Here is a 23,017-nt window from a genome sequence, read left to right as displayed (position 1 = left end):
CAGGCGTACGGTCGGTCATGCGGAACTCACTCCCAGGGACGGGGTTGGCGAGGGCGTGCTGGAGACGGCGGCCGCGTACACGTCCATGAGCTGGGCGGCGCTGCGGGTGATGCAGTAGTGCTGGGCGGCGGCGGGGACGCCACGGGAGCGCGGGCCCTGCGCGCGGAGGTCCAGCAGGGCGCGTACGAACGACTCCGCGCCCCCCTGGACCCGCCGCGCGCCGGCGGTCGCGTCCGGGGGCAGGTCCTCGATCGCCGGGCAGGAGACATAGAGCACGGGCAGCCCGGACGCCATCGCCTCCACCACCGCGAGCCCGAAGGCCTCCTCGGCGCTGGGCGAGGCGAGCACGTCCATGGCGTTCATCAGGGAGGGCAGATCCGCGCCGGGGGCGCCCGCGGCCGGGCGCTCCCCGGTGAGCAGCACCCGATCGGCGACCCCGGCCCGCTGGGCGGCCCGCCGCAGCACGCTCTCCTCCGGGCCGCCACCGACGATCAACACCCAGCAGTCCTGCGGGAGTTGACCAAGCGCGCGGATCAGCACGTCGAACCGCTTGCTCGCCGCGAGCCGTCCGACGCCCCCGACGACGTACGCGTCCTCCGGCAGCCCGAGCCGCCGCCGGGTCAGGTCGCGCAGGTCCGCGTCGAAGCGGAAACCGTCGAGGTCGATGCCGTTGGGGACGACCTCGATCCGGGGGTCCGGCACGCCCCAGCGCTTCAGCCGGTCGGCGACGGTCGGCGAGACGGCGACCGTGGACCGGCCCAGGCGCTCACTGGCGAGATACAGGGCGCGCACTCCGGCGGAGAGCCTCCTGCCCTCCATCTGGGAGTCGCCGAGCGAGTGTTCGGTGGCGACCACCGCGCGGACCCCCGCCAGCCGGGCGGCGATCCGGCCGTAGACGCAGGCCCGGTAGAGATGGGTGTGGACGAGGTCGTAGCCGCCCTTGCGGATCAGCCGCACCAGCCGGGGGAGCGCGGCGAGGTCGCGGTTGCCGCCCATGCCGAGGTGGGTGACCCGGACGCCGTCGGCGGTGAGCCCGTCGGCGACCGGACCCGGGTTGGTCAGCGTCACCACGTCGCAGTCGACCGGCAGATGCCGCAGCAGCAGCCGCAGTTGCTGCTCCGCGCCGCCGACACCGAGGCCGGTGATGATGTGCAGTGCCTTCACGTCGGTCTCAGACCCCCTCGACGGGCCGCCGGCGCAGCCGGTGCAGCTTCCGCTTCAGCAGCAGCCGCAGGGCCGTGTCCTCCTCGCCGATGTGCACCCGGGGCAGCGCGTACGGGCCGTTCAGCGGACCCGGGTCGATGGCACAGGCGTACGAGTAGCCGGCGTCCCGTACGGCGTCGGCGGCCCGCTGGTCGAGGGTGCCGTACGGGTAGCAGAAGCCCTGGACCGGAGCGTCGACCAGCTTCGACAGCAGGGCCCGGCTGTCGGCGGTCTCGGCGCGCAGGGTCTCGTCGTCCGCCTTCGTGAGGTCGACATGGGTCAGCCCGTGCGAGCCGATCTCGATGCCCTCGGTCCCGGCGGCCGTCCGGATGCCCTCCTCGTCGAGGAGCGGCTTGCGCGGGCCCAGCGGGTCCCAGGCGTTCTCGCCGCCGAGCCGGCCCGGCAGCACGAAGAGCGTGGCCCCGCAGTCGTGCGCGCGCAGCAGCGGCAGCGCGCGCTCGACGAAGTCGGCGTACCCGTCGTCGAAGGTCAGTCCCACCAGGTCCCGGCCCTCGCCCCGGGCGCGGGCGGCGAGCAGCTCGGCCATGCCCACCCCGCGCAGGCCCCGTCGCCGCAGCCAGCCCAGCTGGGCGTCGAGGCGGTCGGGCGAGACGGTGACGCGGTACGGGTCGTCGGAGCAGTCGCCCACCGAGTGGTACATGGCCACCCACAGGGGGGTGGCGGTGGCGGACCCGGCCGGTCCGCGGCCGGGGGCCGAGGGTCTGCGGCCGGCGGGGACGGACGGGCGGTCAGCGGATACGGACATTCGACAGCCTTCGTGTGACGGAACGGAGTGCGGGGGTGACGCCGGCGGCGCCCATGGCCGAGGCCAGCAGGACGAAGACGAAGGCGACGGCCGCGCCGCCGGCGGTGAGACCGAGGACGGGCGAGTCGATCCGGTCGGCGCAGTACATCCCCACCACGCCCGCGGCCACGGCCGCCCGGACCGGCCTGCTCATCTCGGTCACCACCTGCCGGACCCGGATCGGCACCGCCCGGCCGCCCATCCCGTACAGCAGGAGCAGGGCGGTCAGGGTGATGCCGACGGCGTTGGCGGCGGCGATGCCGAGGACACCCCAGGAGCCGACGGTGGCCGCGCCGATCCACGAGGTCGCGACGATCCCGGCGGCCATCGCGGCCAGCGGGTACCAGGTGGGCCGGCCGGCCGAGAAGTACGACCGGACGAGCGCGCTGACCAGTGCGTGGCCGAGCAGACCGAGGGCGTACACACGCATCACGGCGGCGGTGGCGGCGGTGTCCCGCGCGGTGAACGCGCCGCGCTGGAAGAGCAGTTCGATCATCTGCGGCCCGCACGCGAAGATGGCCGCCGCGCCGAGCAGCACGATGCACGACACCAGCGCGAGGTCCTTCTCCACCCGGCTGCGGGCCCGCTCGGTGTCGCCCTCCGCCATCGCCTGCGCCACCACCGGGAGGGTGACGGTGCACAGCATCAGCGAGAACGTCATCGGGATCTGGGCCACCTTCTGCGCGTAGTTGAGATGCGAGATGGCGCCGGCGGGGAGTGTCGAGCCGAGGAAGCGCTCGATGAGGACCTGGGACTGACGGCAGAGCGCGAAGAGCAGGACCGTGGTGATGAGGGTGAGTTCGACGGGACGGGCGCCGTCACCGCCGGCTTCGCTCTCGGCCTCCGGTAGGGCTCCCGGACCCTGGGGTGTCCGCTCCTTGCGACGCAACTGCCGCAGCAGCGCGGGCAGTTGGGTGAGGATCATCAGGACGCCGCCCACCGCGACGCCCACGGCCGCCGCCCGCACCCCCCAGCGCCCGCCGAGCAGGAACATCGCCGTGATGATCCCGACGTTGTACGCCACGTAGATCGCCGCGGGGGCCATGAACCGGCGGTGGGCGCGCAGGGCCGCGCTGCAGTAGCCGGCGAGGCCGAAGGTGAGGACACAGGTGCCGGTCAAACGGGTGCAGTCGACGGCCAGTTGAGGGTTGGGGAGCCCGGGGGCGAGCGCCTCGACGAGATAGGGCGCGCCGACGATCAGCAGCAGGGCGGCGGCCACGAAAGCCAGCGTCAGTCGGGGCAGCGTAGAGGCGACCAGGGCGCGGACCGGGTCGCCCGCGCCGCCCCGGGCCCGGCGGGCCACGGCCACGCTGAACGCGGGCACCAGCACGAACGCCATGCCGTCCTCGATCAGCAGCGTCGCCGCGAACTCGGGGACCGTCCAGGCCACCAGGAAGGCGTCCGTCTCGCTGCCGGCCCCGAACAGATACGACAGCGCCTGGTCCCGGCCGAGCCCCAGCAGCGCCGCCGCCGCCGTGAGCGCCGCCGTGACGAGCGTCGCCTTCGCGAGGAACCGTCCCGTGGGCGGCGCGACCTCCGAGAGATCGTCGGCGGCCCGCGCGCCGGGCACCACCGGGTCGGGCTCGGGGGAGCCCGCCGGGGACACGGGCGGCGGCTGCGAAGGCGTCTGGGGAGGTGTTTCGGGAGGTGTCTCGGGAGGCGTCATGGTCATCGCGCCCCGGCCCCCTCCGGTACGCGGGCCGCGGCGGCCCCGACCGGAGCGGCGCCCGTGGCGGTCCGGTCGGCCAGTGCCCACCACGCCACCAGCCCGAAGCAGACGGCCGTCAGCGCGGTCGTCGGGCCGCCGATGTCCGCGTACATGAAGTCGACCAGGATCCAGGCGATCAGCCCGCAGGCGACGATCCCGCAGTCGAGCCCGGCGGCACCGGGTTCGCGCCGGACCCGCGCGAGCCCCCGCGCCCCGCACACCGCCAGCGCCAGCCAGCTCCCGCCGAGCGTCAGCAGGCCGATCAGTCCCTGCTCGCTCAGGACCAGCAGATACATGTTGTGCGGCGAGAGCAGCGGCTGCTTCTGGTAGGCCGTGCCCGCGCCGGCGATGTCGCTGCCGGAGGAGAGCGCCAGCGAGGCGTGACCGTCGCGGTGCTCGGGGAAGCCCTTCAACCCGACGCCGGTCAGCGGCTGTTCGCGCCACATACCGCCGGCCGCGGCCCACATCGTGTACCGGTCGGTGACCGACTGGTCCGGCGCGTCGGCGACCTGGGTGATGCTGCTGATCCGGTCCTGGATCATCGAGGACCCGATCCCGAGCCCGCCGACCAGGACCACACCCACGGCGGCGACGCCCGCGAAGACCACCACCGCCCGCCGCAGCCCGGCCAGCACCACCTGGAGCCCGCACGCCACGGCCGTGGCGATCCACGCGCCCCGGCTGAACGACACCGCGAGCGGCAGCACGAGCAGCACCGAGCAGACCACCGCCCACACCCGCTGCCGCGCCGTCGCGGGCGCCAGCGCGAGACCCACCGCGCACACCAGCCCGAACGACACCACGGTCGCCATCCCCATGACGTCCCCGGCCCCGAAGGTCCCCACGGCCCGGATGTCCTCACCGGCGTACGAAGCGCCCGTCCCGGTGGCGTACTGGTGCACGCCGACCGCGCCCTGCCACAGCGCGAGCCCCACGAACGACCAGGCCACCACCCGGAAGTCCGACCGGCTCCGGACACAGAGCAGCACCGCCATCGGCACCAGTACGAAGATCTGGAGGTACCGGCCCAGCCCGGCGATCCCCTCCCCGGGGTCGCCCGCCCCGGCCGCCGCCAGCGCGAGCCCGCACACCGGCAGCCCGAGGACCACCGCGGCCGTACGGGTCAGGGGGCGCCGCCGGTCCCGCAGCAGCCGTACGGCGCACCACAGCACCAGCAGCCCGGAGACGGCGTCGGCCGGGGTCGCGCCGCCCTCGGCGCCCTGGGTGATCGGCAGCGCGAGCGCGGCGACCACGGCGACCACGGGCAGGACGGGCAGGGCGGAGCGAAGGGGCGCCGCGGCGCGCGGAGACGTCACGGTCAGCTCCCCGTGGGACGGACGAGCGCGGCGGCCGTGCGCACCAGAATGCAGAGGTCCTGCCACAGCGACCAGTTGTCGATGTACGCGTTGTCGAAGCGGGCCCGGTCCTCGATGGAGGTGTCCCCGCGCAACCCGGTGACCTGGGCCAGTCCGGTGATGCCGGTCCGCATCCGGTGCCGGGCCGCGTAACCCGGGTACGTCTGGCCGAACTTGGCCACGAAGTAGGGCCGTTCGGGGCGCGGGCCGACCAGGCTCATGTCGCCGCGCAGCACGTTCCACAGCTGGAGCAGCTCGTCCAGCGAACTGCGTCGCAGGAAGCGGCAGAACCAGCCCATCTCCTGCTCGTTCGCCACGCTCCACCGGGTCGCCGCCTCGTGGTCGTCGGCGGGGCGGTGGGTACGGAACTTCAGCAGGGTGAACGGCAGCCCGTCCCGCCCGATCCGCTCCTGCCGGAACACCACCCCCGGCCCGTCGCTCAGCCGCAGGACGACCGCGCACACCAGCAGCAGCGGACTCACCAGCAGCAGCAGCGCCCCGGACACCGCCACGTCCAACAGCCGCTTGCCGAACGCCTCATGCGTCCTCGTCAGTACCAGGCGACGGCAGGCGAACCCGGCGAGCAGCTCGGTCGAGCCGTCCCGGTCGTACGAGGGCGACTCGGGGTCCACCTCCCACAGCGCGCAGCCGCCGTCCTCCAACGTCCGCAGCAGCGGAGCGCGTTCGGTGCGGGAGCCGACGACGAGGACGGCCTGGACGCCGTTCTGGACGGCCGCCCGCCGTACCTCCTCCGGGGTGGTCAGCACGGGCAGGCCCTCGGTTCCGGCCGCCTGGTCGGCGACCACGCCGACGGGCCGGATGCCGCACCCCGGGTGGCGCAGGAACGCGGCGGCCACGCGCTGCGCGGTCGCCGCCGGGCCCACCACCAGGGCCGCGCCGGGGCGCCGGACGAGCGCCCGGCGGCGGTTCCAGTGCACCGAGCCCCGCCCGGCACAGGCCGCCGCCGACTGCAGGGCGCAGCCGAGGGCCAGTTCATGGGCGGTGAGCGCGTGATCGGGGGAGTGCGTGGCCACCCCGGCGGCGAGCACGCACCAGCCGAGCACGATCCGCCCGCAGACCGCGGGCAGTTCGTCGAGCGCGGCGGGCACGGCGGGCGGCCGGTAGAGGCGCGCGCGGGTGTTCAGCCACGCCACGGTCAGGGCCAGGAGGGCGGCCATCAGCGGGCGTCCGGGGGTCGTGTCGCCGGTGAGCGCCAGCACCGCGAGCAGGGCCGCGCCGCCGTCCACGGCGAGCAGCGGCAGCCCCGAGGGAGGCCGGGCGACGGGCCGCCGCCCGGCCCGCGGGACCAGGCCGCCGACGGTCTCGCGCGCCGGAACCACCGAGACGGACGAGCCGCCGAACTCGCGTTGCTGTCCGCCGGGGGAGGAGACGGTGCTCTCCGTACGTTCCGCGGTCACGTGTGGATCGACTCCCTGTACTCGGTGGCCTCGGTGGCTTTCCCGCGCCGGCCGCCCGCCCCGCCGAGCAGTTCGCGGTACAGGCCCGCGACGGCCTCGTTCGTGTGCCGTACGTCGTGCGTGGTCAGTACGTGATGGCGGCCCTCGTGGCCGAGCGACTCGCGCCGCAGCGGATCGAGCAGCAGACGGGCGACGGCCGCGGCGAGCGCGGCCGGGTCCTCGACGGGCACGGGCTCCTGTCCCGGCGGCAGACTCTCGCGGGCCCCGTCCACCTCGGTGAGCACGACCGGCCGCCCGCACGCCATGGCTTCCAGCGGCGCCAGCGCCATGCCCTCCCACCGCGACGGCAGAACCACCAGATCGGCCGCCTGGTACCAGGGCACCGCGTCCGCGACACCTCCGGCGAACAGCACCCCCTCGGGCGCCGCCGCCCGCAGCCGCTCGGCTGCCGGCCCGTCCCCGACCAGCACCAGCCGCGCCCCGGGCACCCGCCGCAGCACCGCGTCCCACGCGGTGAGCAGCACGTCCTGCCCCTTCTGCCGGCACAGCCGCCCCACGCACACCACCAGCGGCGCGGCCGGATCGACCCCTTCGAGCAGGGGGATCCCGGCGCGCACGGCGTCCACGGCGGCGGGGTGGAAGCGCCCGGCGTCGACGCCGTTCGGGATCACCGTCCAGCGCGCCCGTACCCCGGCCCGCTCCCCGGTGATCCGCTCCGCCTCACTGACGCACACCACCCGGGAGGCCCAACGCGCCCCCTTTCGCTCCCAACCGAGCGCCAGCGCCGCCATCGCGCCCTCCACCGCCTCGAAGGACCAGGCGTGCGGCTGGAACACGGTCGGCACGCGCCCCCGTACGGCGAGTCGGCCCGCCAGCCCGGCCTTCGCGCTGTGCGCGTGCACCAGATCGGGCCGTACGTCGTCGAGGATCCGCCGCAGCCGGCGCACCTCGGACAGGAGCGCGGGCCCCGGCGACCGGGTGGCCGCCCAGGGGCGCACGTCCGCGCCGAGCGCCCGCAGCCCCGGGGCGAGCGGACCGTCGGGGCAGGCCACCGCGACGCGCAGGCCCTCGGCGAGCTGGGCCCGCACCAGGTCCGTCACGACGCGGGCCACGCCGCCGTCGACCGGCTGCGTGAGATGCAGGACCCGCGACGGAGGGTCGGATGGTGACAGATGCATGCGGGTTCCTCGCTCAAGGGCGGCGCCGGGCGGCGCGCGTCACGGCTTGGCGTCGACGGCGACGAAGAGCGCCCCGACCCAAGCCGCGTCCCGCTGCGAAACGAGCCGGAAGGCCAACTGGTCACCCCCATGGCGGATTTCATCGTCCAGTTCGAGAACGTCCGAGTCGTATCCGAGGGTGTTCGCGTACGCGGGCGTACGCCCCGCGACAACCACCCCTGGCTGGCTGATCGTCGAGTTGAGTACGTCGTCATGGGGGTTGGCCGCGTCCTCCAGGGCGCCGGCTTCACCTTCACCCGTCGAAACGGTGAGCGAATCACCGGTGCGCCCGCGGTCCCCGTTGTAGGCGACCAGGCCCACGGTGCCCCGCGCGCCCGTGGGGAAGGCCGTGTCCCGCAGCCGGATCAGCTGTTCCCCGTCGGCCGTGAGCGCGTCGAACCCGTCCCCGATCACCAGGTGCCGCAGCGGCTCCGCCGGGTTCTCGTACGCCACCGCCAGCGTCCAGCCGCCCCACGCCCCGGCCGCCGAACGGCCCATGGCCACGTTCACCTGCGCCACCGTGTAGAGCCCCGAACCGCTCGACCGCACCAGCTCCGTGACGTCCGCCGAGGCCTGGAAGGCGTCCGCGCCGCGCGCCACCCGGTGCCCCACCACCGAGTCCGCGAGCACCTCCTTGTACGCGCCGCCGGGCTCCGCGATCAGCACCCGCCCGTTGTCCTTCGGCGGCTTCTGCTCACCCACCCGCAGGTTCCCGCCCCAGTACAGCCGGGCGTACGACACCCGCGCGCCCGGCGGCAGCCGGACCTCGCCCCGGCTGGAGTTGTAGGTGTTCGGGTCCTGGTCGACGTCGATGTAGAACATGTCGAAGTCGTCGTTGACGGCGGTGCGCGCCGGGTTCGCGCCGGTACGCCCCGCGCGCGCGTCGGCGCACGACGCCACCGTCGTACGGCAGGTGATGGAGGAGTTGGCGGCGCGGACGATGCCGCCGTGCCGCAGGGCCCGGTAGCGCTCGGTGAAGGCGAGGCGCTCGGCCTCGGGCGAGGGAGCGGGGGGCGCGGCCGTCGCGGCGGCGCCGGGCCCCCAGAGGGCGGCGAGGGCGCAGCAGCCCACCATGGCGCGACGCAGCAGAGGACCCGGGTGAATGCGCATGACCGGCGGTGCCCTTTCGGGAGCTCGTTCGGGGGCTTGTCGGGGGAATGTCGCGGACCGTCGAAAGGCCGAAATCCTGCGGATCTGATAAAGACCGCGGCGGCCTGGGGAGGTGCGCAACTCTAGCCCGCTATGCGTACTTATCTGCGGAACGCGCCAACTGTGTCGGATCGGTGAAGCAGGCGTTTTCGGAGATCACTCCTTTGGAGGCACAACCCCCGGTGCCCGCCGCGCGTTGTTCCCCGCGCCGGGCATCCCCGCCCGAGTGTTTTTTGCATCAACTCCAAGGAGCACCTCTCCATGTCGCGTATCGCGAAGGGCCTGGCCCTGACCTCCGTTGCTGCCGCGGCCGTGGCGGGCACCGCCGGCGTCGCCACCGCCGACAGCGAGGCGAAGGGCTTCGCCGCTCACTCCCCGGGCGTGCTGTCGGGCAACGTCGTGCAGGTTCCGGTCCACGTGCCGGTCAACGTGTGCGGGAACACCATCAACGTCATCGGTCTGCTGAACCCCTCGTTCGGCAACAAGTGCTTCAACGACTGACGTTCGAGGACTGACGTCCCCGCACTGACGTTCGCGCGTTAAATCACGAACCGGCCGTCCTCCCCACGGGGAGGGCGGCCGGTTCGTGTTGCCCCGAATGGGGTCCCTCGGTTGCAGGCGGCGATCACCGATTTCACGGTGAAGGAACGATCCCTCGAACCGATGGAAGGAACACCCATGCGTGCTCTGCCCGCACGGCGTCTCGCGATCCCCGCTCTCTGCGCCACGCTCCTGCTCGGCGTCACCGCCCCGGCCGCCCTGGCCGCCGACGTCGAGACGGGGCGTGAGCGCGCCCGGTCGGCGGCGCCCGTCCCCGGCGCGGACGCGCTCGTGACCCAGCTCAAGGGCCTCGGTGACCTCGGTGGCGTACTGACGCCGGTGACCGATCTGCTCGACGCCGTGCTCAAGGCGGACAACGGCCAGCTCTCCGCCGAGAAGGCCGCGGAACTCGGCGACGCAGTGCGCGCCGCCATCGCCGAGGCGAAGGCGGCGGCGCCGGCCGCGCCGGAGGCTCCTGCCGCGCCCGTGGTTCCGCCGGTGGTCGCCCTGCCGGTGGATCCGGCGGCGCCGGCCGTGCCCGCGGTACCCGCCGTGCCTGCCGCGCCCGCCGTGCCCAGCGCTCCGCCCGCCGCGACCACGCCGATGCTCCCGGCGGCCCCCTCGGTCCCGGTGGCTCCTTCGGTCCCGTCCGCCCCGTCCGCCCCGTCTGCGCCGTCCGCCCCGTCCGCTCCGTCCGCCCCGGCCGACGCGCAGACGGCCGTCACGCTGCCGGCGTACGACCGCGGTCCGGTGGCCCTGGTCGGCAGAGTCCCGGCGGACCTCGTGTCCGACGCGCTGACCGCGCTGCTGGCCGCGGTCGACGCCCTGCTCAAGGCGGTGACCTCCGGTGACCCCGCCCAGGTGCTGCCCGCCGTCACCGGTGTGGTGAACAGCCTGGTCAAGCTTGTCGCGGCCATCCTCCTGGGCAGCGGCCTGCCCGTCCCGGCCGACCTGCCGGCCGTGCAGTCGCCGTCGGGCCTGCCCGTGACGCCGCCCACGGCCGAGCTGCCCGTCCAGCCGCAGGCCGTGCCGCCCGTGCGGTAGGAACCGAGGAGAGCCGTCGGGCCGGCCGTCGCCGGGGCCGGTCAGGCGGCTGTTCGTTCGTATGACCTGTCGTTCGGCGTCAGATATGACATGTCCGGTACGGGGTTTCCGTCGGCGCGAGGGCTCGTTGGACACGGCGCAGTGCTTCCAGTATCCGAGGAGAGGAACACGATGAAGTCGCTGAAGGCCGCCGCTGTCGTCGCAGGGTCCATGGCCGTCGTCGGTGCCGCCGCGCCGGCTTTTGCCTACGACGCGTCGGACGTCACGCCCACCAGCCTCAACGGCGCGGTGAACACGCTCTTCAAGGGGCCCATCGCGCCCGCGCCGCTGCAGCAGCAGTCGAACGCGCTCGACACGGAGAACAAGGACTCCGTGCTCCACACGGTGAGCGGCGCGACCAAGGCCCTCAACTCCCCGGGCGGCGCCAGCCGGCTTCTCGGCGGTCTGCCCCTCCAGGGCTGACGATCCCTTTCCCCGTCCCACGGGGCCGGTTCCGCGAAGGCGCGGAACCGGCCCCGTGGGCGTGAACACCCCGTTGTTCGAGGCGTGTCCCTCGTTCGTGTGGTCGGTCGTCGTGTGTCGCCCGGTCGAGTGAAAAGGCGGCCGGGTCGTTTGGCGGGCGTGGATAGGGTTCCGCGGTGACCTCAACTTCCGCTGAAACCCGCCCTTTCCGCCCCGCCGATCTCGGCACGCTCGTCGTCATGGCGTGGAGCGGCGAGGCCCCCGACGGGGACATGCCCTATCTGCTCGCCTACACCCTGGGCGACGGTCGGAGCGGCCCGGAGGGCTCCACGGCCGCCGTGACGGATCTGCTGACGAGCCTCGGCCTGTCCATCGGCGAGAAGGTCGTGGACGGCGCCGCCCATCCCAGCCTGCCGGTCACCCTCCTCGTCGAGGCCGGCCAGGCCGTCGTCACGATGCCGCAGCTCAACGCCCAGTGCCCGGCTCCGCCGGAGTGGCTCACCGCCGTCGGCGCACGCGGCTTCGCCTACCTGCTCTTCGCGACCCGCCCCTGGCCCGAGGCCCGCCCCGGGATGCCGGTCGAGCCCGAGGCGCTCGCCGCGTTCGCGGGCGACACCGAGACGCTGACCAGCGCGGCGCACGTCCTCCTGCCGGCCCGCAGCCTGCGCGGCTGATGGCCGCCCCGGCAGGGCGGTCGGTGGGCGGAGCGGGTTCCGCGGGGCGGTCGGTGGGCGGAATGGGTTCCGCGGGGCGGTCGGTGGGCGCGGTCGGCGGTGGTCGTGCCTTCGCGGTGCTGCTGCTGATCAGCGGCGCGGCCGGGCTGCTCGCCTCCTGGGTCATCACGCTCGACAAGTTCAAGCTGCTGGAGGACCCGAACTTCACCCCGGGGTGCAGCCTCAACCCGGTCGTCTCCTGCGGCAACATCATGAAGAGCGACCAGGCCTCCGCCTTCGGGTTCCCCAACCCCATGCTCGGTCTGGTGGCCTACGGCATCGTCATCTGCGTCGGCGCGAGCCTGCTGGCCGGGGCGGCCTTCCCGCGCTGGTACTGGCTCACCTTCGAGGCGGGCGCACTCTTCGGGGTCGGCTTCGTGACCTGGCTGCAGTTCGAGTCGCTCTACCGGATCAACTCGCTCTGCCTGTGGTGCTGTCTGGCCTGGATCGCCACGATCGTCCTCTTCTGGTACCTGACCTCGTTCAACGTCCGCCACGCATTCCTGCCCGCGCCGGCCGGGCTGAGAAGCTTCCTCGCCGAATTCACCTGGGTCTTTCCGGTGGTGCACCTGGGAGTGATCGGCATGCTCATCCTGACCCGCTGGTGGGACTTCTGGACAAGCTGACCAATACGTCTCTCGGACTATTCGGAATATTGCGGCAGTCGGGCGAATCTTGAGCTGGGGGAGATCCCCGGATCGTTCACCCGGTACGGACGCCGAGCCCGGATCCGCTCATTCCTGCCCGCGCATTTCTGAAAGGGACCGTACCGAGATGAAGCCGACCACACGAGGAACCCTTGCCGCCGTCGTCACCGGTGTGGTGGCCGCGGTGGGTGCCTCCGCCGCCCCCGCTGCCGCGGCCGAGACGGTCCCCGTCCCCCTGCCGCTCGAAGGGGTGGAGCACTCCCTGAACGTGAAGGCGCCCAGGCTGGCGGGGGAGTTGCCGCTGCTCATGCCGGGCGCCCCCCAGGGACCGACGTACGCCGAGGGACGGCTGCTGCCCGCGAGCACCCTGCCGCAGGTGCCGCTCGGCGCCGCGCTGCCGGGGCTGCAGGCCGAGACCCCGCTGCCCCGGGTCGTCGGGGAGGGCTTCGAGCGGCTCGGCGTCGACGCCCCCGCCGCCGACCTGCGCACCCTGACCCCCGGGCTGCACGTGGAGACCCCGCTCACCGCGCCCAACCCCGACGCGCTGGGCCTGCCCAGCATCCAGGACCCCCAGGCGGCCGTCCTCACCCCGCTGCTGCGGACGGCGCCGACCGCGAACCTCGGGCTCGTCTGAGCCCGCGGCGACACGAAGGCGAGGCCCGGAGCCGTGCGCGCCCGGGTCCGGCCGTCGGGGGGTCACCGCTACTGAACACGACGAGGAGAGAGTGTTGTTCGTCAGCAGAGTGACGGTGGACCCCGACCCCGGCCGGAGCAGAACACGCCGGGGCGTGCTGCGCGCCCTGGGCGTGTCGGCCGTCGCCCTGGCCGTGGCCCCGGTCGTCGCCGCCGCGTGGCCCCGCCGGTCGGCGCGGTCCGAGGAGAGCGACTTCGACGAGACGTACCGGGGCCGCCGTATCCGGGGCGCCAAGGCCGACGCGGGCCAGGCGGCCTATCTGGGCGCCCGGACGCCCGGCCCGGGGGAGTGGGACGTCACCGTCGACGGGCGCCCGCTGCATCTCATGCGCCGCGCGGACGGCACGTATCTGAGCATGATCGACCACTACCGCTCGTACCCGACGGCCCTGGAGGCGACCCGCGCCGCCGTCGACGAGCTGGGCACCACCCAGCGCCTGCGTGTACTGGACATGGCGGAGGGGGTGCTCGGCCATGGCCTACATCCGTAAGGACGTCAGCACGCTCACGCGCGCGGAGCGCAAGCGCTTCGTCGCCGCGCTGCTGGGGCTCAAACAGCGCGGCGAGTACGACGAGTTCGTGCGCATGCACATCGACCACTACGTCTCCGACGGCGACGGCGGCCTGCGTACGGCCCACATGGCGCCCTCCTTCCTGCCCTGGCACCGCCGGTTCGTGCTGGAGCTGGAGAAGGCGCTGCGCCGGCTCGACGACTCGGTGACCGTCCCGTACTGGGACTGGACGCGGGACCGTACGACGACGTCGGCGCCCTGGACGGTGGACCTGCTCGGCGGCAACGGGCGGCGCTCCGACCACCGGGTGATGACCGGCCCCTTCGCGTACGGGACCGGCCGGTGGACGATCACGGAGGGAATCACGGACACCGAGTACCTCACCCGGGACTTCGGTTACCCCCGCAACCCCGTAGACCTGCCCACCGCCCGCGACCTGGACGCGGCGCTCGCCGAGCCGGTCTACGACAAGGCCCCCTGGAACTCGGTCACACGCGGGGGCTTCCGCAACCGGCTCGAAGGGTGGGGGCAGGGGACCGGCAACGGCTCGTGGCTCAACCACAACCGTGTCCACCGGTGGGTCGGCGGGCACATGGTCGGCGGCGCGTCCGTCAACGACCCCGTCTTCTGGCTGCACCACGCCTTCATCGACCTTCAGTGGACGCTGTGGCAGCGGCGTCACCGGGGCGCGCGCTATCTGCCGGCCAAGCCGCCGGGGCGGGGCGACGCGCAGCGCGGGCGGGTCGTCGCGCGCGACGAGCGGATGCCGCCCTGGAACGTGACTCCGGGGGCGCTGGAGGAGATCGGGAGCGTGTACCGGTACGCGTGAGCGGCGGCGGTGCTTGTGGAGCCCGGTGACTCCCGGGCCGGGCGACGAGAAGCCCCCGACGGCGGACCGTCGGGGGCTTCTCGTCGTGCCGTGTCGCTCGGGGTGTCGGCCCCGTCAGTGGCCGTAGCCGGACGGGCCGGGGTTGCCCTTGTGGCTGTCGTCGCTCTTGTTGACACAGACGTTGCCGAAGGCCGGGTTGAGCAGGCCGACAACGTTGATCGTGTTCCCGCACACGTTGACCGGGATGTTGACGGGCACCTGGACGACGTTGCCCGACAGGACACCCGGGGAGCCGACGGCCTTGCCCTCGGCGCCCGCGTCCGCCGAGGCCAGGCCGGCGCCGCCGAGCACGACAGCGGACGTGCCGAGCGTGACGACGGCTGCCTTCGCGATGCGAGACATCACGTTCTCCTTCTTGATCGGTGAGCACGACCCCCTCTTCAAGGCCGCACGCCCCTTCAACGCGCCCGCGCACCGGGGGTCACGGCGTTCATCGGGGGATCACCCTTTCCGAACACTCTTGTGAAGGCGTCAGCCGCGCCCCGCTTCACGATCACCTGCTCCCGGCCTGCTTCCTGCCTGCCCTGGTCAGCCAGGTCCGGCATCCCCACTGGGCCAGCCCGCCCATGAGCAGGGACAGGAGGATGGCTCCCCAGTCGATGACATGAGGCAGCCCCGGAAAGAAAGCGAAGAAGGCGAGTGTGACGATCACTCCCGCAAGGAAAGAGGCGATCTCGATCTGACGGCGCCGGGCCTCTGGAAACCGCTCGGAGTTCCCCCCGTTTTGCTGCTCGACCATGGGTGACTCACTTCGTGATGTGGTGGCACTGACTCACGCGCCGGACTCCGTTGACGTGGAGGTGGGCACACGCCTTCCCATAACGAGGCAGGGTCTGGGGAGAGTTGTTCCTCATCGGGTCGATCTTGCATTCTCTGTGTGTCCTGCCGCGCGAGGCGCGATAGGTGCGATTGTTGACGTCGGCGTAGGTGAAGTCGATGCGCCAGTTGCAGAACCCGCTGCTCAGCGCGGCCACGAAGGCGCAATCCACGCCCGCGTTCTGGTAGGTGATCTTCCTTCCACCGCCTCGGATGATGTGCGTGAACATGCACCCCGTCGGAACCTTCATGGTCACGCCTCCCATGCTGTATTCGAAAGTGCGCACGGGAGTTGAGCCGATCGCGGTGGCGTGCGCCCCGGTCGGAGTGATGAGAACGAGTGCACCAGCGGTGGCCAGGGCAGTGACGAGGCGCGCGAAGTAGTGCGAGGCCAAGATGGTCCCCTTTTGGTGATCTCCTGATGAACACCGGGGACAACTCGGCTTTCCTGCTGCCGGTTGCTGGATTTTGATAGGTTCACTGTCAAGTGTGATCGTGACACTCATGCGATGACCGGCGAAATGATCGCGAGTCGACGGTGTCGGATCGGCACCCGAGGTGGTCGCGCTCCGCGTCTGGCGGTTGCCGTAGGTGACTTCTGCTCCTTCGTGGGAGCGGGGCGACGGGGGCGCGGTGTCGGCGGGACAGAAAAAAGCCCTCCCGAGGGAGGGTGGGGAGTGGGCGCCCCCGGCAGGACTCGAACCTGCGGCCAAGCGCTTTAAGGCACTCAGTCTAACTGCGCCTCCATACATCTGACCTGCGCTTTTGTGGTGTGGTGACGCATCGTCAGCTGTTTGGGGGGCGTATGTGGGACGATCTTGCTCGGTCACGCTGACTGATCGGGGCCGGGGTGAGGCGTCGGCGAGTGGGACTCCAGTGACGCCCGCTGCTGGTGGGATCATGGAGATAGAGCTCGTAGTAGCCCGGAAGCGTCGGCCCTCGTGAGGCGGGCACCGTAGGCAGGGCCGGATCGAGGTGCGGACGATGGACACCACCTTCGACGTCAGGGTCTGGCAGATCGAGAGAGGGTCCGGGCGGCTTCGCGAGTCCTATGGGGTGCGCTGGTCCGTCGCCGGGAAACGGCATCGCAAGTCGTTTCAGACGTTCGCGCTGGCCGACGGTTTCCGAGCGGAGCTGGTGACCGCGACGCACGCTGGCGAGCCGTTCAACGTTTCGACTGGCTTGCCGGAGCTGCACGAGCCGAGAGCTTCTTCGGTTGGGTGGTTTGACTTCGCTGTGCAGTTTGCGGACGCTCAGTGGCCGCGAGTTTCGGCGAATCACCGGAGGAGCACTGCGCGCACATTGATGGCGTCACCACCGCGTTGATGGACCGGGATCCGCCCGGTGTCCCCGCTCGCCGCGTCCGTACGGCGCTGAGCGATTGTGCTTTCAACACCAACCGCCGTGGAGGGGCGCCGGAGGACAACGTCGCGGTACTCGGTTGGGTGCGACGGCACACACCGGCCATGGACGCTTGGACCGATCCGCTCGTGGTGTAGAACGTGCTGCTGGTGCTGGGTACGTTGCCTGACGGTCGACATCGTCCTCGCGGCGCCGTTCACTGGCGCTGAAGACGAACCAGTTACGGACGTCGGTCACGCGCTTGGTCCAAGTCCGGTCGGCGTCTGTGTGTCCTTCGCGCCCTTTGAAGCGTTCGATCAGGCGCCGTACTTGGTGGAATTTCTCTTCCGTGTAGATGTCAGAGTGGTCCTCTGACACGACGCCGTCGGTGCAGGCGCGTAGTTCCGTGATGAAGCCACGGACCTCGATGTTGGGTGTCCGATCCGTCTTGAGCGTGATGTAGCGGCCGGGGTTGTAGTCGATGTCGGCCAGCGAGTTGTTGATCACGGTCACTCGGTCGTGGATCTGCTCGGCTTGTCCGGCCAACTGCGCGTGAAAGCCGGCGATGTCACGGATGACGTTGGTTTCCAGGTAGGTCTTGAACTGCTTCTGGAAGCGGGGCAAGTCGTCGGCGACGAGGCGCTGGTGGAGTGCTCGATATCCGCGCGCAGAGGCGACCGAGTCGTCCAGTTCGTTGGTCTCGATCTGGTGATCGCGGCGGAAGGCGCCCATGCGGGACGCGATGGACTGGCCGAGACGGTTCTGCCGCTGTGCCCAGCGCTCCTTCGCCGCACTGAGGTCGTCCCCCAGGCGCTTCTCGGCGGTGACGCATGCGTCCACGGTGGCGTAGGACAGACGGCCTTGCGCGAGACGCTCTTCCAGCGAGGGGAAATACGCAACGGCTGTGCTGGACGCGGGCGAGTCCAGCAGGCTGCGTGCGATGCTCAGTCGGCGAGTGGTGTCCTCCACATCCCTGTCCAGACGGCCGATAGAACTGACCGCGGCGTCCCGTGCCTTTTCTGCCTCCTCGATCTCTTTGGCACAGGTGTCGATGCGTTGGGAGAGATCCTCCAGCTCCGCTGAAGTCTTCTCAAGGAGTCGCTTCTCCACCTCCAGCTGACCCAACCGGTTGACGGCACCCTGCCAGTCGATGTCGGCGTAGTCCGTGGTCTGCTGGAGCTGCGCCAGCGTGCCACCTCGGGTGATCTGCTTGGCCTGGGTGGCCGTCAGGTCTTCTTGGTACCGGCTACCTGCTGTTGGTCGTTCTTTTCGTGACGGCCCCGTGCCCTTTTTATCAACCCCTGCCGGGTGATGGCCAGATCAGCGCGCTTGAAGTCCGCCATGGTTTCGGCGCACTCATATCCGGCCCGGCCGTCCAACTCGCGAAGAAGCCAGTGAGCGAACGGGGAGTCGGACTTGACCTCGAGCTTGGCTGACAGCAGGGGCGCTGTGGTGTGCGCGGGGCGCCTGGCCGGCGAGGAGTCGGGGACACGGAAGTACACCAGGCGGGCGCGGAGGTGGTGGTCGTTGATCCAGTCGGACACGGCGGAGTACCGGTTGACGGGAACGAGCATGGACAGGGCGAAGCCGTGCAACAGCCGCTCGGCGGCACCGGCCCATTCCTGCTCGTCCTCGCGTACCTGGATCAGTTCGCCGGCGAACGGCAGTTTGGCCTCGTCGATCCTGAGCTCCTGGCACAGGCGGGACCGCAGATCGAGCTGTTTCCTGGGGATGTTGCCCCGGCGGGAAGAGACTGACCAGCTCGGAGTTGAGCTCGTCCGCCTCACGTCGTAGACGGTCCGACTCCACCGCGATGTCGGCGAGTTCGTCCTGGCTCTGCTGCTGTGCGGTATGAGTGGCGTTTTTGGCGGACGCGATCTCGGCAAGCCGCACGCTGAAGAGTTCGGCGCTGTACACGGGGTCGAGGCCGGCCTGTCCTAGAAGCTGCGCGTACTCGTCGGCTCTGCCACGACGGGCGTCGCGCAGCCGGGCTCCTTCCACGATCTGCCGTTCGAGTTCGCCCAGCCGCTCGCCGCCGAGCCCCGCTCGCCGCAGCTCCAGGGATTTCTGTTGCTCCCGGAGGTCGGTTGTGCGCTCCTTGGCCTCGCGTTCCTCACGTCGCTTGTCCAGCAGGGACTTTTCGAGCGTTGCACGTTCCGCTCCAGAAGGGCGGAGGTGCGGTGGGCGAAGAAGTACGGCAAGGCCGACTGCTGGGCGGCGGCCTCGTCGATACGCCGCCCGAGTTCGTCGTGCTGGTCGCAGTCGGCGAGTAGTGGCGTGAGGGCTTCGATCTGCGCGCGGGCTCGCTGGACAGCGTCGTAGGTGCTGGTCAGCGCGTCGAAGTGGGACACGATGGTGTCGGTGAGTGCGGCGGCGTCGAACGGTTCGAGCATGTGGGTGCGGACGAACTCGTCCAGGCTGCCCACCGACTTCATGGACACGGTCTGGTGGAAGAGATCCAGGGCCTGCTCGGATTCGATGCCCATCCGGCGGCGGAAGTCTTTGCTGTAGGCGGGGAAGGACGGGTGCACCCTCACGCCGCTGGCGGTCAGTCGCTTCTTCAGCGCGCGTACGTCGGTGCCGAAGTCGGCGAAGTCCTCGGTGACGGAGAGGGCGCGGTCTGTGGTGAGGAACAGGCGCTCGGGCTGGGTGGCGTTGGCATCGGCCATCCAGAAGACCTGGGCCAGGGGGACCGTCGCGTCGTATCCGGGGTTGGTGAACACCGCAAGGATCACCTAGTAGTTGCCGGGCTTGCGCAGGGCCACGGAGCGGGTCGAGCCCGTGGTCTCGTTGCGTTCGGATTTGTAGTGTCCGAGTACGTAGGAGCGCAGGTTCCGCTCGCGGGTCTCGGCGCCGGCGGCCCGGTTGTAGGCGATGCGGTTGGCCGGCATGAACAGGGTAGTGATGGCGTCGACGAGCGTCGATTTGCCGGAGCCGATGTCACCTGTCAGCAGGGCGTTGGCACCGCCGACCGTGAAGGTCCACACCCGACGGTTGAACGTGCCCCAGTTGTAGACCTCCAGGCGGTCGAGCCGGAACCCGGGAAGGTGGGGCACCGGGGAGCTGGTGCTGCCGAGGGGGTCGGTTTGCGTGGGGATCACTGCGTGGGCTCCGTGGAGGTCAGGGCGGCTGTGTATCGGGCCAGGTTCTGTTCGAAGTCGGCGAGCCATTGCCCGTCGACGTACGCCTTGATGATGCGTTGCACCTCGTACAGCTGCTCCTGCTGTTTGGACCGGCGCAGGAACTGCAGCTCGACGACCTTGCTGATGTGAGTGTCGATCTGATCCACCAGCCGTGCCTCGTTGCTGCCGGCGGGCAGGAACATGCGAATCATCTCGACGATCTCGTCCCAGGTGATCATCAGACGTGTGTCGCCGGATCCCGCGTCGAACTCCGCGAGCCGTTTGCGCAACAACACGATCAGGAGACTCACAGGGTAGGAGAGGGAGCGACGGTGCATGAGGCGTGGGGGAGCCGAACGGGGGTCGTCATGCTCGTCGTCGGGCTTCGACCGCAGGAACGCGTACCCCCCTCGGTCTCGTCGACCACAACGCTCAGACCCATGACGTCGACGTGGTCCTGCACGCGGGCACGCAGATGCAGGAGCGCTTCCCAGGCACGCTCGTGCTGGTCGCGGAAGACCGGCCCCTTGAGCAGCTGGTTCACCGGCAGCGACAGATTGTGGGTCTGCCCGGATTTCGGGGCGGGTGGGGTGGTCACGGTTCCTCCGATCCTGCATGTGCCAGGGTGACGCTGCCCGATGTCCGGACGAATGTGGTCACCGGAGCGTGGGCGGTGTGTTCGATCCCGTCCGGGTCGGTCCACGTGATGTTCTCGGTGCGGACGTCGTCGAAAACGACGGCGAAGGCATCGCTGGACAGCGCGAGATAGGCGACGAGTTCGGCGAGCCCCTGCTCCAGCGGGGCCGCGCGCACAAGCTCCGACAGCGAGACCTGATCCTGATCTTCCAGGGACCGTTCCACGGTGGCAGCCAGTCGGGCAGGGTCTACGTAGACGGCCTCGTAAAGGGCGGAGGCGGCGAACTCCTCGTCACCTGCCTGGATGTCGGAGCTGTCGATCGGGGTCCGGGCAACCGGCGTGTAGAGCGGGCGTTCCATCGGCAGCGTGAACGTCGGTGCCATGGCGTCGATCTCCGTGACCAGGTCCACGGGCATGTCCCGCAGGGTGGCAGCGCGCGCCTCGATGCCGCTCATCAACTCCATGACGCGGCGGTCCTCTGACCAGACGCGGTCGTCCAGGAACCGGCGCAGCTGCTCGGACAGCTGCCGCACCGTCGCCTGTGTGCGTTCGGCGGCATCCAGCCAGGCATGGGGCATGCGCCGCATCCGTGGATCGGGTTCACCGATCGCGTCCATGGCCTCGACCTCGGCCAGCAACTGCTTCAGTTCTTCCTGCCGTCGGTAGGAGAGCAGGAAGTCGTAGAACGCCTGGAAGCTGCGGCCCTGATCCGACTCCGCGATGCTCTCCCGGCTGCCCAGGACATCGTCGAGCAGTTCACCTTTGGCCCCGTCCCACACAGCGATGCGCTGGCGCAGATCCCGGTCCAGGTCCCGGAAGTTCGCCTCGACCTCACGGAAGTCGGCCAGCAGCTCGTGAGCGGTCGCTGTCACCTGTTGGTACCGGTCCCTCAGCCCTGCTCGGTTGAGTACCGACACCTCGCCGTGCTCGACACGAGCGATCTCCTCGTCGAGCTCCAGGCGCTGCCGTTTCAGCTCCTCGAGCCGTGCTTCCGGATCACTCTCGGACCCGAACTTCATCTGCCGCAGGAGCTCGAACACGGTGTTGAGCCGCGACGCCGTGCCGATGAAGGAACGGGCCTCCAGCGAGCGGACCCAGGCGACGGCCTTCTCCACGGCAGGCGTCGCGTCGTAGTGCGGCTCGTCCGAATCCGGCGGATAGTACTTGCGCAGCCAGCCCGCCTGCGTGGCCGACCAGTCGTCCAGGTACGCCTTCGCGGACTTGGGGAAGGTCTGCTCCCCTAGCCGTTCGTTCAGCGCGTACAGCTCATCATCCAGCCGGTCGGCCAACTCCACACCGGAGATCGAACGGATTCCCTGCTCGACGAAGACCCTGTCGAGGAAGCTCAGGATGAGCGCCGCGTTTTCCGCCCGCAGCAGCCGCCATGCTGGGTGGTGCTTGCGCAGCCGCACTACATCGTCGTGCTCCATGTCCCCACCCTCAGATGCCCATGGTGTGCCCGGGGCGTCCAATACCCACGAATGCACAGTAGAAGGCCCCACTGACAATGCAGCTGCAAACGTCGCTGACCAGCGGGTTCACCGATGGGGAGGGGGAGTGGGTCAGTTCAGTGCTGGCGACGGTAGGGATCTGCGTATGGCTCCATGGACTGGCGGATCTCTTCCCGGACCGGGTCCATCAGGGGGCCTGGGGCGTAGTAGCGGGCGCGGGCCTTGCCGTGCGGGACGAGCCAGCCGCGGGCGACGAGTTCCCGGATGTCGCGGATGGCTTGTTGGTCGCTGAGGTCGGCGTCCTGCTGGTAGACGGTGCGGCGGACCTTCGCGTCCGAGAACGCGGGCAGCAGGGCATAGACGACCCGCTCGTCCAAGCCGACCGCTTCGACACCTTCGACCAGGCGGGTCCAGGCGCGGGACATCACATCGAAGCGCCGCTGAGCCTGCTGAGCCTGGCGGTGGTGGGCGGTCAGGCAGAAACGGATCCAGGGGCGAGTGTCCCGCTCCGGACTCCAATGCGGGCCGCCCACATCCTCCAGGACCTGGTAATAGGCATACGTGTTCTGTCCCCGGCCGAGCCACTCTTCGATGGAGGAGAACTCGGGTGGCATAAGTGCCTCGCGGGAGAACACCAGAGTGGACAGGGCTCGCGACATGCGCCCGTTTCCGTCCTTCCACGGGTGGATCTTGACGAGGTTGAGGTGGGCCATGGAAGCGCGGACATGGACGGGGGCGTCGAGGTCTCCCTCGTTGAGCCAGTCGATGAACTCCGACATCAGAGCGGGAACGTCCGCCTGGTCCGGTGCGGTGTAGGCCGGGACCAGAGGGTCGTCGGGACTGGTGACGTAGACATGGCCGTCGCGCCAGCGACCGGGGCGCTTGTCGAGGTGGTGGCCCTGCAGCATGAAGTGGAGGCCGTTGAGCAGGCCGGTGTCGTACCGGAAATCGTCACCGGCGTCGGCGAGGGCCTGGATGTAGGTCATGCCGCGCTGGTAGCCCTCCAGCTCGGCACGCGTCCTTTCTCCGGTCTCCAGGGGCTCCTCGCCGGACATGAGGGCTTCCACGTCGTCGACCGTCGCGGCGTAGCCCTCGATGGTGTTCGACCCGGCAATCGCACGGGCGGTGAGGTTGCGGCGTAGCTGGCGTGTCCAGCGAGGGGTGGCCCGGAGCATGTGGCGCAGGGCGCGGCGCATACTCTCGATCTCGTCGAGGGCCCGCCGGTCATCGGCGTCCAGGGAAGGGGTCGCGTACAGCATGTCCCCATGACATGATAATTGTGTCATGGAGTCAAG

At 70.8% G+C, this 23,017-nt stretch carries 26 protein-coding genes; 8 read left to right on the top strand and 18 right to left on the bottom strand.

Annotated elements, in window-relative coordinates:
* Nucleotides 1-15 precede the first annotated feature (15 nt).
* From ACZ7MG_RS17550 to ACZ7MG_RS17520, 7 genes are all read right to left on the bottom strand, one after another.
* Complete coding sequence (locus tag ACZ7MG_RS17550; protein ID WP_471379795.1) at nt 16-1,164, bottom strand: glycosyltransferase; 1,149 nt, start codon at nt 1,162-1,164, stop codon at nt 16-18.
* Between the two features lie 7 nt (nt 1,165-1,171).
* Nucleotides 1,172-1,864, bottom strand: coding sequence for a polysaccharide deacetylase family protein (locus tag ACZ7MG_RS17545; protein ID WP_471380532.1), 693 nt, complete (start codon nt 1,862-1,864; stop codon nt 1,172-1,174).
* A gap of 88 nt (nt 1,865-1,952) precedes the next feature.
* The gene (locus ACZ7MG_RS17540; RefSeq protein ID WP_471379796.1) at nt 1,953-3,680 is read right to left on the bottom strand and encodes a lipid II flippase MurJ; all 1,728 of its coding nucleotides are present in this window, start codon (nt 3,678-3,680) and stop codon (nt 1,953-1,955) included.
* Nucleotides 3,677-5,032 (bottom strand): O-antigen ligase family protein, encoded by a 1,356-nt coding sequence (locus tag ACZ7MG_RS17535; protein WP_471379798.1) that lies wholly within the window; start codon nt 5,030-5,032, stop codon nt 3,677-3,679. Before ACZ7MG_RS17535 ends, ACZ7MG_RS17540 begins: the two co-directional genes overlap by 4 nt.
* A 2-nt stretch (nt 5,033-5,034) precedes the next feature.
* Nucleotides 5,035-6,489: an exopolysaccharide biosynthesis polyprenyl glycosylphosphotransferase gene (locus ACZ7MG_RS17530; protein ID WP_471379799.1), complete on the bottom strand. Its 1,455-nt coding sequence runs from the start codon at nt 6,487-6,489 to the stop codon at nt 5,035-5,037.
* The gene (locus tag ACZ7MG_RS17525) at nt 6,486-7,667 is read right to left on the bottom strand and encodes a glycosyltransferase (RefSeq protein WP_471379801.1); all 1,182 of its coding nucleotides are present in this window, start codon (nt 7,665-7,667) and stop codon (nt 6,486-6,488) included. The genes ACZ7MG_RS17530 and ACZ7MG_RS17525 overlap by 4 nt, the downstream gene beginning before the upstream one ends.
* 39 nt (nt 7,668-7,706) lie before the next feature.
* A complete protein-coding gene (locus ACZ7MG_RS17520) occupies nt 7,707-8,816 on the bottom strand; it encodes a DUF3344 domain-containing protein (RefSeq protein WP_471379802.1) in 1,110 nt (369 codons plus the stop codon).
* Between the two features lie 300 nt (nt 8,817-9,116).
* Here ACZ7MG_RS17520 and chpG point away from each other — a divergent pair, with 300 nt between their 5' ends.
* The 8 genes from chpG to ACZ7MG_RS17480 all read left to right on the top strand — a co-directional run bounded on the left by chpG (nt 9,117) and on the right by ACZ7MG_RS17480 (nt 14,295).
* Entirely contained in the window at nt 9,117-9,356 is a 240-nt protein-coding gene (gene chpG, locus ACZ7MG_RS17515) for a chaplin ChpG (protein WP_046708543.1), read from the top strand.
* Between the two features lie 177 nt (nt 9,357-9,533).
* The gene (locus ACZ7MG_RS17510) at nt 9,534-10,439 is read left to right on the top strand and encodes a hypothetical protein (protein ID WP_471379803.1); all 906 of its coding nucleotides are present in this window, start codon (nt 9,534-9,536) and stop codon (nt 10,437-10,439) included.
* 171 nt (nt 10,440-10,610) lie between these two features.
* Entirely contained in the window at nt 10,611-10,901 is a 291-nt protein-coding gene (locus tag ACZ7MG_RS17505) for a hypothetical protein (RefSeq protein WP_471379805.1), read from the top strand.
* Nucleotides 10,902-11,077: 176 nt separating this feature from the next.
* The gene (locus ACZ7MG_RS17500; protein ID WP_471379806.1) at nt 11,078-11,575 is read left to right on the top strand and encodes a DUF5949 family protein; all 498 of its coding nucleotides are present in this window, start codon (nt 11,078-11,080) and stop codon (nt 11,573-11,575) included.
* Between the two features lie 62 nt (nt 11,576-11,637).
* Nucleotides 11,638-12,240, top strand: a complete 603-nt coding sequence (locus ACZ7MG_RS17495; protein ID WP_471379807.1) for a vitamin K epoxide reductase family protein — start codon at nt 11,638-11,640, stop codon at nt 12,238-12,240.
* 148 nt (nt 12,241-12,388) lie between these two features.
* Complete coding sequence (locus tag ACZ7MG_RS17490; RefSeq protein ID WP_471379808.1) at nt 12,389-12,895, top strand: hypothetical protein; 507 nt, start codon at nt 12,389-12,391, stop codon at nt 12,893-12,895.
* Between the two features lie 91 nt (nt 12,896-12,986).
* On the top strand, nt 12,987-13,445 hold the full coding sequence (locus ACZ7MG_RS17485; protein WP_471379809.1) for a tyrosinase family oxidase copper chaperone: 459 nt from the start codon (nt 12,987-12,989) through the stop codon (nt 13,443-13,445).
* On the top strand, nt 13,429-14,295 hold the full coding sequence (locus tag ACZ7MG_RS17480; protein ID WP_471379810.1) for a tyrosinase family protein: 867 nt from the start codon (nt 13,429-13,431) through the stop codon (nt 14,293-14,295). The genes ACZ7MG_RS17485 and ACZ7MG_RS17480 overlap by 17 nt, the downstream gene beginning before the upstream one ends.
* 114 nt (nt 14,296-14,409) lie before the next feature.
* Here ACZ7MG_RS17480 and ACZ7MG_RS17475 read toward each other — a convergent pair whose 3' ends face one another.
* The 11 genes from ACZ7MG_RS17475 to ACZ7MG_RS17425 form a co-directional block, all read right to left on the bottom strand.
* Complete coding sequence (locus tag ACZ7MG_RS17475) at nt 14,410-14,697, bottom strand: chaplin (protein ID WP_471379811.1); 288 nt, start codon at nt 14,695-14,697, stop codon at nt 14,410-14,412.
* Nucleotides 14,698-14,848: 151 nt separating this feature from the next.
* Entirely contained in the window at nt 14,849-15,094 is a 246-nt protein-coding gene (locus ACZ7MG_RS17470; protein ID WP_471379813.1) for a hypothetical protein, read from the bottom strand.
* Between the two features lie 7 nt (nt 15,095-15,101).
* Nucleotides 15,102-15,566, bottom strand: coding sequence for a hypothetical protein (locus ACZ7MG_RS17465; RefSeq protein WP_471379814.1), 465 nt, complete (start codon nt 15,564-15,566; stop codon nt 15,102-15,104).
* 994 nt (nt 15,567-16,560) lie between these two features.
* Complete coding sequence (locus tag ACZ7MG_RS17460) at nt 16,561-17,637, bottom strand: hypothetical protein (RefSeq protein ID WP_471379815.1); 1,077 nt, start codon at nt 17,635-17,637, stop codon at nt 16,561-16,563.
* Nucleotides 17,638-17,738: 101 nt separating this feature from the next.
* Nucleotides 17,739-18,299 (bottom strand): hypothetical protein, encoded by a 561-nt coding sequence (locus ACZ7MG_RS17455; RefSeq protein WP_471379816.1) that lies wholly within the window; start codon nt 18,297-18,299, stop codon nt 17,739-17,741.
* 150 nt (nt 18,300-18,449) lie between these two features.
* Nucleotides 18,450-19,235: a hypothetical protein gene (locus ACZ7MG_RS17450; protein ID WP_471379817.1), complete on the bottom strand. Its 786-nt coding sequence runs from the start codon at nt 19,233-19,235 to the stop codon at nt 18,450-18,452.
* A 12-nt stretch (nt 19,236-19,247) separates the two neighbouring features.
* A complete protein-coding gene (locus ACZ7MG_RS17445) occupies nt 19,248-19,613 on the bottom strand; it encodes an ATP-binding protein (protein WP_471379818.1) in 366 nt (121 codons plus the stop codon).
* Nucleotides 19,610-20,029 (bottom strand): DUF4194 domain-containing protein, encoded by a 420-nt coding sequence (locus ACZ7MG_RS17440; protein WP_471380533.1) that lies wholly within the window; start codon nt 20,027-20,029, stop codon nt 19,610-19,612. The genes ACZ7MG_RS17445 and ACZ7MG_RS17440 overlap by 4 nt, the downstream gene beginning before the upstream one ends.
* Nucleotides 19,942-20,232: a DUF4194 domain-containing protein gene (locus ACZ7MG_RS17435; RefSeq protein ID WP_471380535.1), complete on the bottom strand. Its 291-nt coding sequence runs from the start codon at nt 20,230-20,232 to the stop codon at nt 19,942-19,944. The genes ACZ7MG_RS17440 and ACZ7MG_RS17435 overlap by 88 nt, the downstream gene beginning before the upstream one ends.
* Nucleotides 20,229-21,701 carry a DUF3375 domain-containing protein gene (locus tag ACZ7MG_RS17430; RefSeq protein WP_471379819.1) on the bottom strand — a complete coding sequence of 491 codons (1,473 nt, stop codon included), beginning with the start codon at nt 21,699-21,701 and terminating at the stop codon, nt 20,229-20,231. The genes ACZ7MG_RS17435 and ACZ7MG_RS17430 overlap by 4 nt, the downstream gene beginning before the upstream one ends.
* A gap of 137 nt (nt 21,702-21,838) precedes the next feature.
* Complete coding sequence (locus ACZ7MG_RS17425; protein ID WP_471379821.1) at nt 21,839-23,008, bottom strand: Fic family protein; 1,170 nt, start codon at nt 23,006-23,008, stop codon at nt 21,839-21,841.
* Nucleotides 23,009-23,017: the final 9 nt, after the last annotated feature.

It is taken from the genome of Streptomyces sp. NPDC107538, from assembly GCF_055657445.1.
Note: the sequence above shows the minus strand (reverse complement) of the source record. Positions and strands in the feature narration are given on the sequence as shown.